At 63.4% G+C, this 13,519-nt stretch carries 15 protein-coding genes and 1 pseudogene; 12 read left to right on the forward strand and 4 right to left on the reverse strand.

Annotated features, from left to right (window positions below; translation table 11 throughout):
* Window positions 1-26 precede the first annotated feature (26 nt).
* The 3 genes from HB778_RS06455 (at window position 27) to HB778_RS06465 (ending at window position 3,876) form a co-directional block, all read left to right on the forward strand.
* Entirely contained in the window at window positions 27-1,442 is a 1,416-nt protein-coding gene (locus tag HB778_RS06455) for an ATP-binding protein (protein ID WP_183462429.1), read from the forward strand.
* A 256-nt stretch (window positions 1,443-1,698) separates the two neighbouring features.
* Window positions 1,699-2,721, forward strand: a complete 1,023-nt coding sequence (locus HB778_RS06460) for a glycosyltransferase family 4 protein (protein ID WP_183462431.1) — start codon at window positions 1,699-1,701, stop codon at window positions 2,719-2,721.
* Between the two features lie 177 nt (window positions 2,722-2,898).
* Window positions 2,899-3,876: a hypothetical protein gene (locus HB778_RS06465; RefSeq protein ID WP_244661837.1), complete on the forward strand. Its 978-nt coding sequence runs from the start codon at window positions 2,899-2,901 to the stop codon at window positions 3,874-3,876.
* 2 nt (window positions 3,877-3,878) lie between these two features.
* On the opposite strand, the gene HB778_RS06470 is transcribed toward HB778_RS06465, so the two are convergent.
* The 3 genes from HB778_RS06470 to HB778_RS06480 form a co-directional block, all read right to left on the reverse strand.
* Window positions 3,879-4,238 carry a tRNA-binding protein gene (locus tag HB778_RS06470; protein WP_183462433.1) on the reverse strand — a complete coding sequence of 120 codons (360 nt, stop codon included), beginning with the start codon at window positions 4,236-4,238 and terminating at the stop codon, window positions 3,879-3,881.
* A gap of 11 nt (window positions 4,239-4,249) precedes the next feature.
* On the reverse strand, window positions 4,250-4,750 hold the full coding sequence (locus HB778_RS06475; protein ID WP_027030631.1) for a YbjN domain-containing protein: 501 nt from the start codon (window positions 4,748-4,750) through the stop codon (window positions 4,250-4,252).
* A 315-nt stretch (window positions 4,751-5,065) separates the two neighbouring features.
* Window positions 5,066-5,368: an accessory factor UbiK family protein gene (locus tag HB778_RS06480; RefSeq protein WP_027055368.1), complete on the reverse strand. Its 303-nt coding sequence runs from the start codon at window positions 5,366-5,368 to the stop codon at window positions 5,066-5,068.
* 156 nt (window positions 5,369-5,524) lie between these two features.
* Between HB778_RS06480 and HB778_RS06485 the strand changes: the two genes are divergently transcribed.
* The 9 genes and pseudogenes from HB778_RS06485 (at window position 5,525) to HB778_RS06525 (ending at window position 12,455) form a co-directional block, all read left to right on the forward strand.
* Entirely contained in the window at window positions 5,525-5,785 is a 261-nt protein-coding gene (locus HB778_RS06485) for a type II toxin-antitoxin system ParD family antitoxin (RefSeq protein ID WP_183465020.1), read from the forward strand.
* Window positions 5,782-6,084 (forward strand): type II toxin-antitoxin system RelE/ParE family toxin, encoded by a 303-nt coding sequence (locus HB778_RS06490; protein ID WP_183462435.1) that lies wholly within the window; start codon window positions 5,782-5,784, stop codon window positions 6,082-6,084. The genes HB778_RS06485 and HB778_RS06490 overlap by 4 nt, the downstream gene beginning before the upstream one ends.
* Before the next feature lie 154 nt (window positions 6,085-6,238).
* A complete protein-coding gene (locus tag HB778_RS06495) occupies window positions 6,239-6,472 on the forward strand; it encodes a BrnA antitoxin family protein (protein ID WP_183462437.1) in 234 nt (77 codons plus the stop codon).
* 132 nt (window positions 6,473-6,604) lie between these two features.
* Window positions 6,605-7,465 carry a prolipoprotein diacylglyceryl transferase gene (lgt, locus tag HB778_RS06500; RefSeq protein WP_183462439.1) on the forward strand — a complete coding sequence of 287 codons (861 nt, stop codon included), beginning with the start codon at window positions 6,605-6,607 and terminating at the stop codon, window positions 7,463-7,465.
* Window positions 7,462-8,546: pseudogene (locus tag HB778_RS06505) on the forward strand (class I SAM-dependent methyltransferase). Before lgt ends, HB778_RS06505 begins: the two are co-directional and overlap by 4 nt.
* Window positions 8,547-8,662: 116 nt before the next feature.
* Window positions 8,663-9,457, forward strand: coding sequence for a peptidoglycan editing factor PgeF (gene pgeF, locus HB778_RS06510; protein WP_183462441.1), 795 nt, complete (start codon window positions 8,663-8,665; stop codon window positions 9,455-9,457).
* Window positions 9,457-10,608, forward strand: a complete 1,152-nt coding sequence (locus HB778_RS06515; protein WP_183462443.1) for a M24 family metallopeptidase — start codon at window positions 9,457-9,459, stop codon at window positions 10,606-10,608. The genes pgeF and HB778_RS06515 overlap by 1 nt, the downstream gene beginning before the upstream one ends.
* Before the next feature lie 43 nt (window positions 10,609-10,651).
* Window positions 10,652-11,281: a hypothetical protein gene (locus HB778_RS06520; RefSeq protein ID WP_183462445.1), complete on the forward strand. Its 630-nt coding sequence runs from the start codon at window positions 10,652-10,654 to the stop codon at window positions 11,279-11,281.
* Between the two features lie 238 nt (window positions 11,282-11,519).
* On the forward strand, window positions 11,520-12,455 hold the full coding sequence (locus HB778_RS06525) for a ribose-phosphate pyrophosphokinase (protein WP_019860650.1): 936 nt from the start codon (window positions 11,520-11,522) through the stop codon (window positions 12,453-12,455).
* Window positions 12,456-12,522: 67 nt separating this feature from the next.
* Here the strand turns inward: HB778_RS06525 and HB778_RS06530 are convergent, their stop codons facing one another.
* Complete coding sequence (locus tag HB778_RS06530; RefSeq protein WP_183462447.1) at window positions 12,523-13,401, reverse strand: AraC family transcriptional regulator; 879 nt, start codon at window positions 13,399-13,401, stop codon at window positions 12,523-12,525.
* Between the last annotated feature and the right edge of the window lie 118 nt (window positions 13,402-13,519).

Below are 13,519 nucleotides of genomic sequence, written 5' to 3' on the forward strand. Positions count from 1 at the left end.
TGGCCGCCGACGGATGAAAAGAGCCAATGGCGACCACGGAACTGGAACAGCCGGGAAATGACGGCTTGAGCGCGCGCGCCACGCGAACGCTCAAGGCGGTGCCGCGCATCTGGAACCGGTTCTGGCGCCTCGTTTCGCTTTACATGCCCAAGCGGCTCTATGCGCGCTCGCTGATCATCGTCATCGCGCCGATGATCCTTTTGCAATCGGTGGTCGCCTTCGTCTTCATGGAGCGCCACTGGGCAACGGTGACGCAGCGCCTGTCGCAGGCCACCGTGCGCGACATCGCCGCCATCATCGACCTGATCGAGACCTATCCGCACGACGCCGACTACGCCAACATCATCCGCATCGCCCAGGACCGCATGCAGCTGAAGGTCGATCTGCTGCCGCCCGATCCCTTGCCGCCGCCCGGTCCAAAACCGTTCTTCTCGATCCTCGACGACGTTCTCTCGTCAGAGATCACCCGCCAGATCAACCGGCCGTTCTGGATCGACACCGTCGGCAATTCCAACATCGTCGAGGTGCGTGTCCAGCTCGAGAACAAGGTGTTGCGCGTCTTCGTGCGCCGCAGCCAGGCCTATGCCTCCAACACCCACATCTTCCTGATCTGGATGGTCGGCACCTCGCTGGTGCTGCTGATGATCGCCATCCCCTTCCTGCGCAACCAGATCCGGCCGATCCTGACGCTCGCCGAGGCCGCAGAAAGCTTCGGCAAGGGCCGGCCGATGCCGCGCGATTTTCGCCCGCGCGGCGCCGAGGAGGTTCGCCGCGCCGGCTTTGCCTTCATCCAGATGCGCGAGCGCATCGAGCGCCAGATCGACCAGCGCACCGCCATGCTGACCGGTGTCAGCCATGATCTGAGAACTATCCTCACCCGCTTCAAGCTGCAGCTGGCACTGGCCGGCGGCAAGGCCGAGACCAAGGCGGCGCTCAACCAGGACATCGACGACATGCAGTCGATGTTGGAGGGTTATCTCGCCTTTGCCCGTGGCGAGGCCTCGGAGGATCCGGGACGTTTCGATCTCGAAGCCTATTTCCAAAAGCTCAACGACGAAGCTGCCTTGCGCAAATGCAAGCTGTCGACGACGCTTTCCGGCGATCCGACCGTGCATGTCAGGCCGAATGCTTTCGCCCGGCTGTTGTCCAACGTCATCGGCAACGCTTTCCGCTATGCCAAGACGGTGGAGGTCAGCGCCAATCACGGCCGTGGCTCGCTTGTAGTCACCATCGACGACAACGGTCCCGGCATCCCGGTGGACAGGCGCGAGGACGTGTTCAAGCCGTTCGTGCGGCTCGACGAGGCCCGCAACCTCGATGCCAGCGGCACCGGACTCGGCCTGTCGATTGCCCGCGACATCGCCCGCAGCCATGGCGGCGACATCACCCTCGACGACAGTCCGCTCGGCGGCCTGCGCGCCGTCATCAAGGTTCCGGCCTAGGCGGAGCATGATCCCGAAAAGTGGAAACCGGTTTTCGGACAAGATCATGCTCCCAAAAAGGGCTGCTTCATCCGCTCGTCATGAAATCATGGTGAAGAGCGCGCATGAAACGCGCGACTACAGTTGATTCGGCCCAGCCGCCTCACTTCGACACCGTACCCGCCCGGGTGCGCTGGAGCGAAGCGCGGGCGGCCGGCTGGTCGCCGTTCCGGCATCGCCTCAAGGCAACCGTCGACCTTTCCAGCAAAGGGCCGCCATGCGCATATTGATGGTCACCGACGCCTGGCGCCCGCAGGTCAACGGCGTCGTCCACACGCTGGAGCGGCTCACCGAAACGCTGAAATCCTTCGACGTCGCGGTGGATTTCCTGACCCCCAACATCTTCCGCACACTGCCTCTGCCGACCTACCCCGACATCAGGCTGGCGCTGACCACGCCCGGCCATGTCGCGCGCCTGATCGATGCCTACAAGACCGACCACGTCCACATCGTCACCGAAGGGCCGCTCGGCATCATGGCGCGGCGCTATTGCCGCAATGCCGGCAGGCCGTTCACCACCAGCTATCACACGCGCTTCCCCGAATATCTCAGCGCCCGCCTGCCGGTGCCGGAAAGCTGGGCCTATCGCTGGTTGCGCGATTTCCACAATTCCGGCCAGGGCACGCTGGTCGCCACCCAGTCGCTCGCCGACGACCTTTCGGCGCGCGGCTTCAACAAGCTGCGGCCGTGGACGCGCGGCGTCGACACCGATCATTTCCGCCCGGACAAGCGCAAGGACCTCGGCTTCCCCGGCCCAGTCTTCCTCTGCGTCGGCCGTGTCGCCATTGAAAAGAACCTCTCCGCCTTCCTCGACCTCGACCTGCCCGGCAGCAAGGTGATCGTCGGCGAAGGACCTGAACTCGCCAAATTGAAGGCAAGATATCCCAAGGCGCATTTCCTCGGTCACCGCCCCAATGACGAACTGGCCGAGATCTACGCCTCGGCCGATGTCTTCGTCTTTCCCAGCCGCACCGACACGTTCGGCAACGTCATCATCGAAGCGTTGGCCAGCGGCACGCCGGTCGCCGCCTATCCGGTGACCGGGCCGATCGACATTGTCGGCGACGGCTTTGGCGGGGCGGTCTCGAACGATCTGCGCGAGGCGTCACTCGCCGCCCTCAAGGTCGACCGCGGGCAGGCCAGAGAACGCGCCATGCGCTACAGCTGGAAGGCCTGTGCGGAAATGTTTCTCGACACGGTCGAGGAAGCGCTGGGGATGCCGCGGAGACTTGCCGCCTGACGGCAGCAGTTGTGTGACCTCTTCAATGCCGCCACTCCTGCTTTTCCCTCAGAAAATCCGGAACTTCGGCAACTTGCCAATGCCTTTGGACAAGTCTTCCGCGTGAAGTTGTTGAGATGCACCGGGAGATCTTGCGCCGGTTAGCTTTGACCCCGCGAGCGCGCTCCTTGCGAGAGCTTGCGCGACAGTTCCTTGCGGTGCATTATTCCGCGTGTAGTTCCTGCGGGATTGACGTCGATTTCAACGCTGGACGAAGCGCCTGCCGTATCGCCGAAGCGTCGCGTCTTGCGCATCAGCAAGACCGTTGCGAGGGTGCTGGGCTATTGCCGTGCGAATGCCTGGCCACTCTTTGTGGCCGCCTGGTTTCCCTGCTTTCTGACGACGCTCTGCCTGACGGCGCTTGCCCTCGTTCTTTTTGCCGAGGGGCAGGCGCCCGCCTGGCTTCTCTGGCTTCTATCGCGAGGCTTTGAGCCCTGGACGTGGCTTTCTCCGATTGTTGCCGCGCCGTTCTCGGCGATGGTCTTTGCATTCGTTCTCGACCGCATGGCAAACGCGCCCGAGCCTGGCCGCGTCGTTTTCCGGCGCGGCATAGAAAGCGTCAAACACTTCGCTATCCCTGGCCTGCGCTTCGAGCTCGGCCAGCGGATCCTCCTGGCTGCGTTGCTTCTCGCGGCCATCCAGCTTCTTTGCGGCTTTGCGGTCGCCGGCGAACACAGACTGCTTGTTGCCGGCCTGTTGGCCACGCATGACCTGCCGCTCGGCCCTGAGGACATCGCGCCTTGGGCGTCGGCGATGGGCGTCTTCAACCTGTTCGCGGGTGGTTTGGTACTTGCCTGGACGTATCTGTTCGTCGGCGATTTTCTCTGGACGGGATCGTTCGATCCAATCGGCTGCTGGCGTGCGCTCGACGGCAATCATCTGCGTTTTGTCGCCATAATGTTCATCGTTCTCGCGATCGTTGCCATACTCAAATACGGGCTGATCCTGGCTGCAGGCTTGATCCTAATTCCCGCGGATGCCGCGTCGCCCTCCTTCTTGAGCCTTATGCTGATGCATTTCGCACTCGCCTGGCCGTTCGATGTTCTGCACCTCGTGCTCTCAGCCGCTACGGTCGGAACGATTCTCGGCGCGTTTCGGCCCCAGCCTGCTCGCTGATCCTAGAAGAGCCGCCCGCCATCCGGCACCTTGCGCTCGATGGCGCCCAGCACGACGGCGCCCTCCTCATCGGGAAAACCGAGCGTCAGCACTTCCGACATGAACGGCCCGATCTGGCGTGGCGGGAAATTGACCACGGCGAACACCTGCCGGCCAATCAAGCTTTCGGGCGTATAGTATTTGGTGATCTGCGCCGATGATTTCTTCACCCCAATGTCGGGTCCGAAATCGATCTTCAGCTTGAAGGCAGGCTTGCGCGCTTCCGGAAACGGTTCGGCCTCGACGATCGTGCCAGCGCGGATGTCGACACGATCGAAATCGGCAAAACTGATCTCGGGCTTACGCTCTTTGCTTGCACTCATTCACGTACCGCTCAGGCGTTGCCGTAGGTCTCGAACAGCACACCGGCCAGCGCGTCCTTGGCCGAGGTTCCCGACCAGACGACGAACTGAAAAGCCTGGAAATAGCATTCGCAGGCTTCAAGCGCCGAGGACAAAAGCACCTCGACCTGCTGACTCGAGGGTTCGACCCCGCCGGCCAGAAGCAGCGACTGGCGGAACATGATCGCGCCTTCCTGCTCCCAGAGGTCGAAATGGCCGAACAGCATCTGCTCGTTGATCAGCGACAACAGCCGCATCACTTCTAGCGCGCGGGTCTCCGGCACCTTGATGTCGAAGGCGCAGGCCAGATGCAGCGCCTCGAAATCCTCCATCCAGGAGAAGGAGACGTGATAGTCGGTCCAGCTGCCGGCGACCGAGATCGAGATTTCGTCATCGCCGGCCCGTTCGAAGGACCAGTCATTGTTGTGGGCCACCTGCTCGATAACATCCACCGGATGGATTTCGCGGGAGTATTCGAGTTCGAGAAGTTCCATGGAATGCTTCCTGTGTTCAGGGGAGCGCCTCACGCTCCGCGGGCACACACGACGAACAATCTGATCTAGAACTCGGACGGCCAGGACTTCTCGACGCAAAGACCCCAGACCGGACCCCACCGCCCGGCCGCATGACCCTGCTTCGAATCATGCAACAAATTCAGTCTATTGATCGGGAGTCGCGTGAACAGCCCAATTTTTCGCACTGCGGCATTCGCATGTGGAAAGGCGCTGTCACAAAGATTCATGCAATGCCGTTAAGCGATTCACGGCAAAGCGATTTTCAGGATCGGACTATGTGGAAAAGTTTAACGATTATTTTTTCGCGCGAGGCTTCGCCGCCGCCGCTGGTGCGGCATCACCGGCCAATTCGGCGAGCTTGGCTTCGAGCGCCTCGATGCGGGCAGCAAGCCTGGCGTTCTCGTCCCGGGCCTTGGCGGCCATCTCGCGCGCGGCCTCGAATTCCTCGCGCTGCACCACATCCATCGAATTGAGGATGCGCTCCGCCTGCCCCTTGAAGGCCGTCTCGACCTCACGGCGCACGCCCTGGGCGGCACCGGCGGCGTCGGTCATCAGCTTGGCGAATTCATCGAGAATGCGGTTCGGTCCGGTCGACATGGCAAATCCTCGCTTGCTCGAAATGACGTAGTGGCGCTGAGCGCCGAATGCAAGAACGTTGAGGCTTGGTGCGGCATCAAGTCGGACCAGCCAAAATCACTGGCAAGCCTGACCAATAACTATTATTGTTCCTGGACGTTTTGCAGGAGCGCCATCATGGCCATTAGCGCAGACTTAGGCAGTCGTCTCGAGGATATCGTCAACCAGCTCGTGAGCACCGGCCGCTACAATTCGAAGAGCGAAGTGCTGCGCGAGGGCGTTCGCCTCGTTGAAGAGCGGGAGAAGCGGCTCGCCGCCCTCGATGCAACCCTAGCAAAAAGCATTTCCGATGCCGATGGTGGCCGGGTTAAGCCCGGCGACGAAGTGCTGGACAGGCTTGAGGCCAAATACAAGGCAATGGCAGCGAAAACCAAGTGAAGCGGCTGGTCTTTACGGATCAGGCCGAGGCAGACCTCGAAGCCATTGGCGACTACATCGCGCTCGACAGCCCATTTCGGGCCGTCACGTTTATCCAGGAATTGCGCCGCGATTGTGTGGAGTTGCGCACCATGCCGGAGCGATATCCGTTCTTTGAGCGGCATCGATCCTCAAGCATCCGCCGGCGCGTCCATGGCAACTACCTGATTTTCTACCGCGCCAGTGCCGACACCGTGGAAATACTGCATATCCTGCATGGTGGAATGGACCTAGGGGCGATCTTGTTCCCTGACAATTGACGGCGCGACCTTGCGTGACCAGCCAAAGTTCTTCGGTATGGTCTGCGTCGAATTCGACCGCAACCTTCTGTACGGGATGACGCCAAGTCGCCTATTGTGGCGTTTCCATCGCGACTTGCGTCAAGCATGAGTCGTCTCCAATCAGGGTCACCAAATGGCAACGCCCCCGCGCCGACCGACAAATCCGTTCGCAGCCGCCGAGGCGGCCTTCAAGCCGGTCAAGAAACCGGCAGCGCCCATTCGCGAACCCTCATCCGCCCCGAATGTCCGCGAGCTTGTTTCGATCCGGATCGACCGGGCCGTGCTCGATCATTTTCAGGAGGACGGTCCCGGCTGGCAGGACAGGATCAACGACGCGTTGCGGCAGTGGGTGGCCGCCAAGGGCTGAGCTCACCATTCACGGCGCGATGGCTCGCGGTGGATTCGTCGCGACATTTGACGGCGACGACGTTGCCTTGACCCTGCCAAAACCCTGCCGCATGGTCCGCGCCCGAATGCGACCGCAACCGAGAGCTCCCCGTTGAACGAATATTTCCTGCTGCCGCTGGCCTCGCTACCCTTCCCCAACATCAACCCGATCCTCATCCAGATCGGGCCGCTGGCGGTGCACTGGTACGGCGTCGGCTACATCGTCGGCATCCTGTTTGCCTGGTGGTATGCCAAGCGGCTCGCCGCCAACCCGAAACTGTGGCCCGACGGCATCCTGCCGATGAAACCGGAAGACCTCGACGATTTCATCGTCTGGGCCGCCATCGGCGTGGTCCTCGGCGGCCGCACCGGTTATGTGCTGTTCTACGATTTGGCGCGCTACATCGCGCACCCTCTCGACATCTTCGCCGTCTGGCAAGGCGGTATGTCGTTCCATGGTGGCCTGCTCGGCGTCATCCTCGCCATGACGCTGTTTTCCATCAAGCGCGGCATCCGCACCTGGTCGCTGTTCGATGTCGTGGCCGCCGGCGTGCCGGTTGGGCTCGGTCTGGTGCGCGTCGCTAACTTCATCAATTCCGAGCTTTGGGGCCGGCCGACCGACGTGCCTTGGGCAATCGAATTCCCCAATGGCGGACCGTTTACCCGCCATCCGAGCCAGCTCTACGAGGCCCTGCTCGAGGGGCTGGTGCTGTTCCTGGTCCTGCGCATCCTCACCCATTCGCGCCTCAAGCTGAAAATGCCGCGTTTCGTCGGCGGCGCCTTCATCTGCGGCTACGGCCTGTCGCGCATCTTCGTCGAATTCTTCCGCGAGCCTGACCAGCAGCTCGGCTACCTCCTCGGGACCACCTGGCTGACCATGGGCATGATCCTGTCGACGCCGATGGTGCTGGCCGGCATCTGGGCGATGGCGACCGCCAAGCCGGTGACGCAATCGCAGCCGCAGGCGACATGACGCGGCTGAAGACCCGCATCGTCGACCTGATCGAGGCGCTGGGGCCCCTTCCCGTCAACGAATATATGGCGATGTGCCTGTTCGATCCCGCGGACGGCTACTACACGACGCGCGAGCCATTCGGCGCCGCCGGCGACTTCATTACCGCGCCGGAGATCAGCCAGATGTTCGGTGAACTTGTCGCCGTCTGGCTCTACCAGGCTTGGGCGGCGATCGGTCGGCCGATGCCGGTGACCATCGCCGAGATCGGTCCTGGCCGCGCACGCTGATGAACGACGCGCTGCGAACGCTGTCGCGGCTCGATCCTGACCTGGCCAACGGCGCCGCCTTCGCCATGATCGAGACCAGCCCGCGCCTGACCGAGATCCAGAAGCAGACGCTCGGCGCGACACCTTTCGCGGTTCGCTGGCACGAGACCATCGAGACCTTGCCCCAGCAGCCGCTGCTCATCGTCGGCAACGAATTGTTCGACGCCGTGCCGATCCGCCAGTTCGTCCGCGCCGGCATCGGCTGGCGCGAGCGCATGGTCGGCCTCGACGAGGACACCCTTTGTTTCTTCGCCGGCGCCGGCTCGGTCGACCCGACGCTGCTGCCCGTCGATGCGGCTGAAGCGCCGCAAGGCGCGATCGTCGAGGTGGCGCCGGCGCGCACCGGGCTGATGGCGGCCATCGCCGAGCGCATCGCCCGAAACAATGGCGCCGGGCTGTTCCTCGACTATGGCCATCTGCAGCCGGGTGTCGGCGACACGCTGCAGGCCTTGCGCCGGCACAGTCACGAAGATGTGCTGGCCAATCCCGGCGAGGCCGACCTCACCTCGCATGTCGATTTCGCCGCCCTTGCCGCGACCGTGCGCGCGCATGGTCTCGACGCCCATCTGTCGACGCAAGGCGATTTCCTGCTCGGCATGGGCATTCTCGAGCGCGCCGGTCGGCTTGGCGCCGATGCCGGCCAGTCGGCCCGTGACAAGATCACCGGCGATGTCGAGCGTCTCGCCGGCCCGCAAGCCATGGGCGAGCTGTTCAAGGTGCTCGCAGTCCTGCCGCGCGGTGTGACCGTCCGGCCGTTTGCCACGGCGGATTGACTTTTCACCGCTGCCCCTCCCAATCTCCCGTCCGGTAAAAGAGCGGCCGAACCGCCGGCCGCTTCGCTTCCGGACTTTTTCTTGACGAAACCGCCCACACGGACAACAACGCCCGCATGCTGAATCAGACCAAACCGGATCCCATTCGGTCGCCGCTGCTGGACAAGGCGCAGGCACAAGGCATCCGCCACGGCTATTTCACCCGCGCCGGCGGCGTCTCGACCGGCATCTACCAGGGCCTCAACATCGGCACCGGGTCGGATGACGACAAGGCGCTGGTGGCCGAAAACCGCGCTCGTGTCGCCGCCTGGATGGGCGTACCGACGAGCCATCTGCTGACCGCCTGGCAGATCCATTCCCCCGACGTCGTTGTCGTGAGGGAACCCTTTGCCGGCGAACGGCCCAAGGCCGATGCCATCGTCACCGACCGCCCGGGCATCGCCATCGGTGCCTCGACCGCCGACTGCGGCCCGGTGCTGTTTGCCGATGCCGGGGCGCGCGTCATCGGCGCGGCACATGCCGGCTGGAAAGGCGCCTTTACCGGCGTGCTGGAAAACACCATCGCCGCCATGGAAAGCCTGGGGGCCCGGCGCGAAAACATCGTCGCCGTGCTCGGCCCCTCGATCGGCCCCGACAATTACGAGGTCGGGCCGGAATTCATCGCCCGCTTCGTCGAGGCCGACGCGGGAAACATCGGCTATTTCGCGCCCTCCGCCACATCAGGCCATGCGATGTTCGACCTCAACCGCTACACGGTCGACCGGCTGGCCAGGGCCGGCGTGATCGCCGAGGGACTAGGCCGCTGCACCTATGCCGAGGAAGACCTTTTCTACTCCTACCGGCGCACCACGCACCGCAAGGAGCCCGATTACGGCCGGCAGGTTTCGGCCATCGTTTTGGAGAATGAATAATGGCGCTGCATTTTGAACGATCGGAATTTGACGCGCGGCGCGACCGGCTGATGATCGAGATGGCCGAGAAGAAACTCGACGCCATCCTGCTGTTCGCGCAGGAAAGCATGTACTGGCTGACGGGCTACGATACGTTCGGCTTCTGCTTCTTCCAGTGCCTGGTGGTGAAGGCCGACGGCTCGATGGTGCTTTTGACCCGCTCGGCCGACCTGCGCCAGGCGCGTCACACCTCGATCATCGACAACATCGTGCTGTGGACCGACCGCAACGGCGCCAACCCGGCGGTCGACCTGCGCAATTTGCTCAACGATCTCAATCTGCTCGGCGCCCGCATCGGCGTCGAATACGACACCCACGGCCTGACCGCCTATAATGGCCGCCGGCTGGACGAGCAGTTGCAGACCTTCGGCCAGATCGCCGACGCGTCCGGCATTGTCGGCCGGCTGCGCCTGTTCAAGAGCCCGGCCGAGATCGCCAAGGCCGAGAAGGCCGCCAACCTCTCCGACGATGCGCTGGACGCGGCGCTGCCGCTGATCAAGCAGGGCGGCGACGAGGCGCTGATCCTCGCCGCCATGCAGGGCGCGATCTTTGCCGGCGGCGGCGACTATCCCGCCAATGAGTTCATCATCGGCTCCGGCGTCGATGCGCTGCTCTGCCGCTACAAGGCCGGCCGCCGCAAGCTCACCAAGAACGACCAGCTGACACTCGAATGGGCCGGTGTCTTCCACCACTACCATGCACCGATGATGCGCACCGTGCTGACCGGCAAAGTGTCGAAGCGCCATCAGGAACTGTTCGACGCCGCGCGTGCCGCCCTTCTCGCGGTGGAAAAAGTGATGACGCCGGGCAATACGTTCGGCGATGTCTTCGACGCCCACGCCCGCACCATGGAAGCGCACGGCTTGACCAAGCACCGGCTGAACGCCTGCGGCTACTCCGTCGGCGCCCGCTTCACGCCGTCCTGGATGGACATGCCGATGTTCTACCAGGGCAACCCCGAGCCGATCGCACCGCACATGACGCTGTTCGCCCACATGATCATCATGGATTCCGAGACCGAGACGGCAATGACGCTTGGCCGCACCTACCTGACCACCGAATCCCAGCCGAAGCCGCTTTCCCGCCATGATCTCGACTTGATCGTACAGTGAATCCATAATGGGAGGCGTTCTTCGCCAAGGAGTTAGAAGGCAAATGAGACGATCGCATGTGACGACCGTGTCATTGCTTGTGGCATTGGCTGTTGCCTCCTGCACCAACGCAAAGGACGTTCTCGAACCCTCCGCCATCACCCCGCCGGCGACTTCGGGGCCGACAGCGCCGGGCAGTACCGCGACCACCGTTCCCGCGACGTCACCCGCCGCGCCTGCCACCACCACGGCCGGAGCCGCAACCGCCACCACGCCGCTCAACTCGGCCCAAAGCGCTGCCATCCTGTCGAAGACGCGGCTGCAGATCGCACCGATTGTCGGCGCTTCGGTGGAAGCCGCCACTCCGCTGACTGCGGAACTGCAGACGCGCGCCAAGCAGCGTGGAATTACGCTTGCCGGCAGCGCCGACCAGACCGCGACCCATGTGCTGAAGGGCTATTTCTCGGCGATTTCGGAGGGCAAGGACACCACCGTCATCTATGTCTGGGACGTCTACGATCCCTCGGGCAACCGCCTGCACCGCATCAACGGCCAGATGAAGGCGCCTTCCGTGAATTCCGGCGCCGGCGCGGGCGCCGACAGCTGGAAGGCGGTCTCGCCCGCCACCATGCAGGCGATCGCCGACCAGACCATCGACCAGTTCGCTGCATTCCTTGGCGGCAAGGCTGGCTAGGGCATCGGACCCAAAAGTGGAAACGGTTTTGGGGAAAATCCGATGCTCGAACGAGGTAAGAGAGCAGCGAACGTCCGCTGCTCACTGTTGCCAGTTGGTGATGCCGAACAGCTTTCTTGAGTTTAGCCGGCGGATTCCCGATCTCGGCGCTTGCAATACCAGCGCGGGCCGCTAAAAGCCCGGTTAAAAGGTACGGGAGAGTCTGTCAGGCCTTCCCATCCCCCACCAGGAACGGTGCATGAAACTCTTCGCGGGCAATTCCAACAGGGTGCTGGCCGAAGCGGTCGCCCGCTATCTCAACATCCCGCTGGGCAAGGCCAGTGTCAGGCGCTTCGCCGACCAGGAAATCTTCGTCGAAATCCAGGAAAACGTGCGCGGCGAGGATGTTTTCATCCTGCAGTCGACCTCGTTCCCGACCAACGATCATTTGATGGAACTGCTCATCATGATCGACGCCTTCATGCGCTCCTCGGCCAAACGCATCACGGCGGTGATTCCCTATTTCGGCTACGCCAGACAGGACCGCCGGGCGTCGGGCCGCACGCCGATCTCGGCCAAGCTGGTCGCCAACATGATCACCCGCGCCGGCGTCGACCGTGTTCTGACGCTCGACCTGCATGCCGGCCAGATCCAGGGCTTCTTCGACATCCCGACCGACAATCTGTTTTCCGTGCCGGTGATGGCTCGCGACGTGAAGGCGAAATACAAGCAGCTCGGCAATGTCGTGGTGGTGTCGCCCGATATCGGCGGCGTGGTGCGAGCGCGGGCGCTGGCCAAGCGCTTCGACGCGCAGCTCGCCATCGTCGACAAGCGCCGCGAGCGTCCAGGCGAATCGGAAGTGATGAACATCATCGGCGCGGTCGCCGGCAAGGATTGCCTGCTGATCGACGATATCGTCGATTCCGGCGGCACGCTGTGCAACGCCGCCGATGCGCTCTTGGCCAATGGCGCCACCAGCGTCACCGCCTATATCACCCATGGCGTGCTGTCGGGCGGCGCGGTCGCCCGCATCAGCGGCTCGAAGCTGCAGGAACTGGTGATCACCGATTCCATCCAGCCGACGCAAGGCGTGCTCGACGCCCCCAACATCCGCGTCATCTCGATCGCCGACCTGATGGGCGAAGCGATTTCGCGCACGGCAACCGAGGAATCGGTGTCGAGCCTGTTCGATTAGAGCGATTCCAGGAAAAGTGTGACGCCGTTTTCCCAGGAACCGCTTGCGCGCTTTTCCTGGGATTGCCTCACGGCGCCGGGCCCTCAAGGCGAGGCGGGCCTCGCCGCACGCCTTCGCCATTGTCTCGCGCGCCGCGCATATAGCCGCGCGGCGAGGAGCCCAGCATGCGCTTGAACATGGTGATGAAGGCCGGCACGCTGTCATAGCCCAAGTCGAGTGCCACCCTGGTGATCGGCTCGCCATCGGCGAGCCGCGGCAGCGCCGCGAACAGGCAGGCCTGCTGGCGCCATGTCGACAGCGACAGGCCGGTCTGGCGCTGGAAGGCGCGCGTGAAGGAGCGCCGGCTCATGCCCGCGGCGTCAGCCCATTCGTCGATCGTCGCGTGCGGCGAAGGTGCCGCGACGAAACGACGGCACAGCATCGCCAGCCTTGGATCGGACGGGAATGGCAGGCCGAGCGGCCGTTCCGGCAAGGTCGGGATTTCATGCAGCAACAGCTTCATGATCAACCCGCCGCGCCCTTCCAGCTCGCCGCCCTGCGGCAGTTTCTCCGATTCCACGATCAGGCTGTGCATCAACTCGGTGACGCCGACGACGCGTAAGCCTTCCGGCAGCCCCGGGATCGCGCCCGGCATGACGTATACCGAGCGCATCGAGACATCGCCCAGCATCTCGACGGAATGCTCCGTGCCGGCCGGGATCCACATTGCGTGGTCCGGCGGCACCATCCAGCGCCCGTGCCGCGTCGTCACCAGCACGACGCCGACCAGCGCATGCAGCAACTGGCTGCGGCTGTGGCGGTGTTGCGGCACGTGGTAACCGTCGGGATATTCGGTCGGCAACGCCACCGCCGGCCCGGCGACCTCCTCCAGCCATTGCCAGCGGCTCTGGTGCAATTGGCCGAGATCGGCATTGCCGGCGCGGAAGATTTCCCTGCCATGTGGCATCGGCTATGGCCCACTTGCGAAACTATTGGACCAAACCACGAAAGAAGTCGCGCGACAAGCGGCTTATAAGGCAACCGTCCCTAAGGCGGCCGCAGGAGCGTCCGCCAGCTTGCCCTGC

Origin of the sequence: Mesorhizobium huakuii, from assembly GCF_014189455.1 — a bacterium.
GTDB classification, from domain to species: Bacteria; Pseudomonadota; Alphaproteobacteria; order Rhizobiales; family Rhizobiaceae; genus Mesorhizobium; species Mesorhizobium huakuii_A.

Excerpts from the sequence above, each read along its gene's own strand:
- HB778_RS06515 (WP_183462443.1), top strand. The coding sequence starts at position 9,457 with ATGGCGCTGCATTTTGAACGATCGGAATTTGACGCGCGGCGCGACCGG.
- HB778_RS06455 (WP_183462429.1), top strand. The coding sequence starts at position 27 with ATGGCGACCACGGAACTGGAACAGCCGGGAAATGACGGCTTGAGCGCG.
- HB778_RS06525 (WP_019860650.1), top strand. The coding sequence starts at position 11,520 with ATGAAACTCTTCGCGGGCAATTCCAACAGGGTGCTGGCCGAAGCGGTC.
- HB778_RS06470 (WP_183462433.1), bottom strand. The coding sequence starts at position 4,238 with ATGAGTGCAAGCAAAGAGCGTAAGCCCGAGATCAGTTTTGCCGATTTC.
- HB778_RS06475 (WP_027030631.1), bottom strand. The coding sequence starts at position 4,750 with ATGGAACTTCTCGAACTCGAATACTCCCGCGAAATCCATCCGGTGGAT.
- HB778_RS06495 (WP_183462437.1), top strand. The coding sequence starts at position 6,239 with ATGGCAACGCCCCCGCGCCGACCGACAAATCCGTTCGCAGCCGCCGAG.
- HB778_RS06530 (WP_183462447.1), bottom strand. The coding sequence starts at position 13,401 with ATGCCACATGGCAGGGAAATCTTCCGCGCCGGCAATGCCGATCTCGGC.
- HB778_RS06480 (WP_027055368.1), bottom strand. The coding sequence starts at position 5,368 with ATGTCGACCGGACCGAACCGCATTCTCGATGAATTCGCCAAGCTGATG.
- HB778_RS06460 (WP_183462431.1), top strand. The coding sequence starts at position 1,699 with ATGCGCATATTGATGGTCACCGACGCCTGGCGCCCGCAGGTCAACGGC.
- HB778_RS06520 (WP_183462445.1), top strand. The coding sequence starts at position 10,652 with ATGAGACGATCGCATGTGACGACCGTGTCATTGCTTGTGGCATTGGCT.
- pgeF (WP_183462441.1), top strand. The coding sequence starts at position 8,663 with ATGCTGAATCAGACCAAACCGGATCCCATTCGGTCGCCGCTGCTGGAC.
- HB778_RS06485 (WP_183465020.1), top strand. The coding sequence starts at position 5,525 with ATGGCCATTAGCGCAGACTTAGGCAGTCGTCTCGAGGATATCGTCAAC.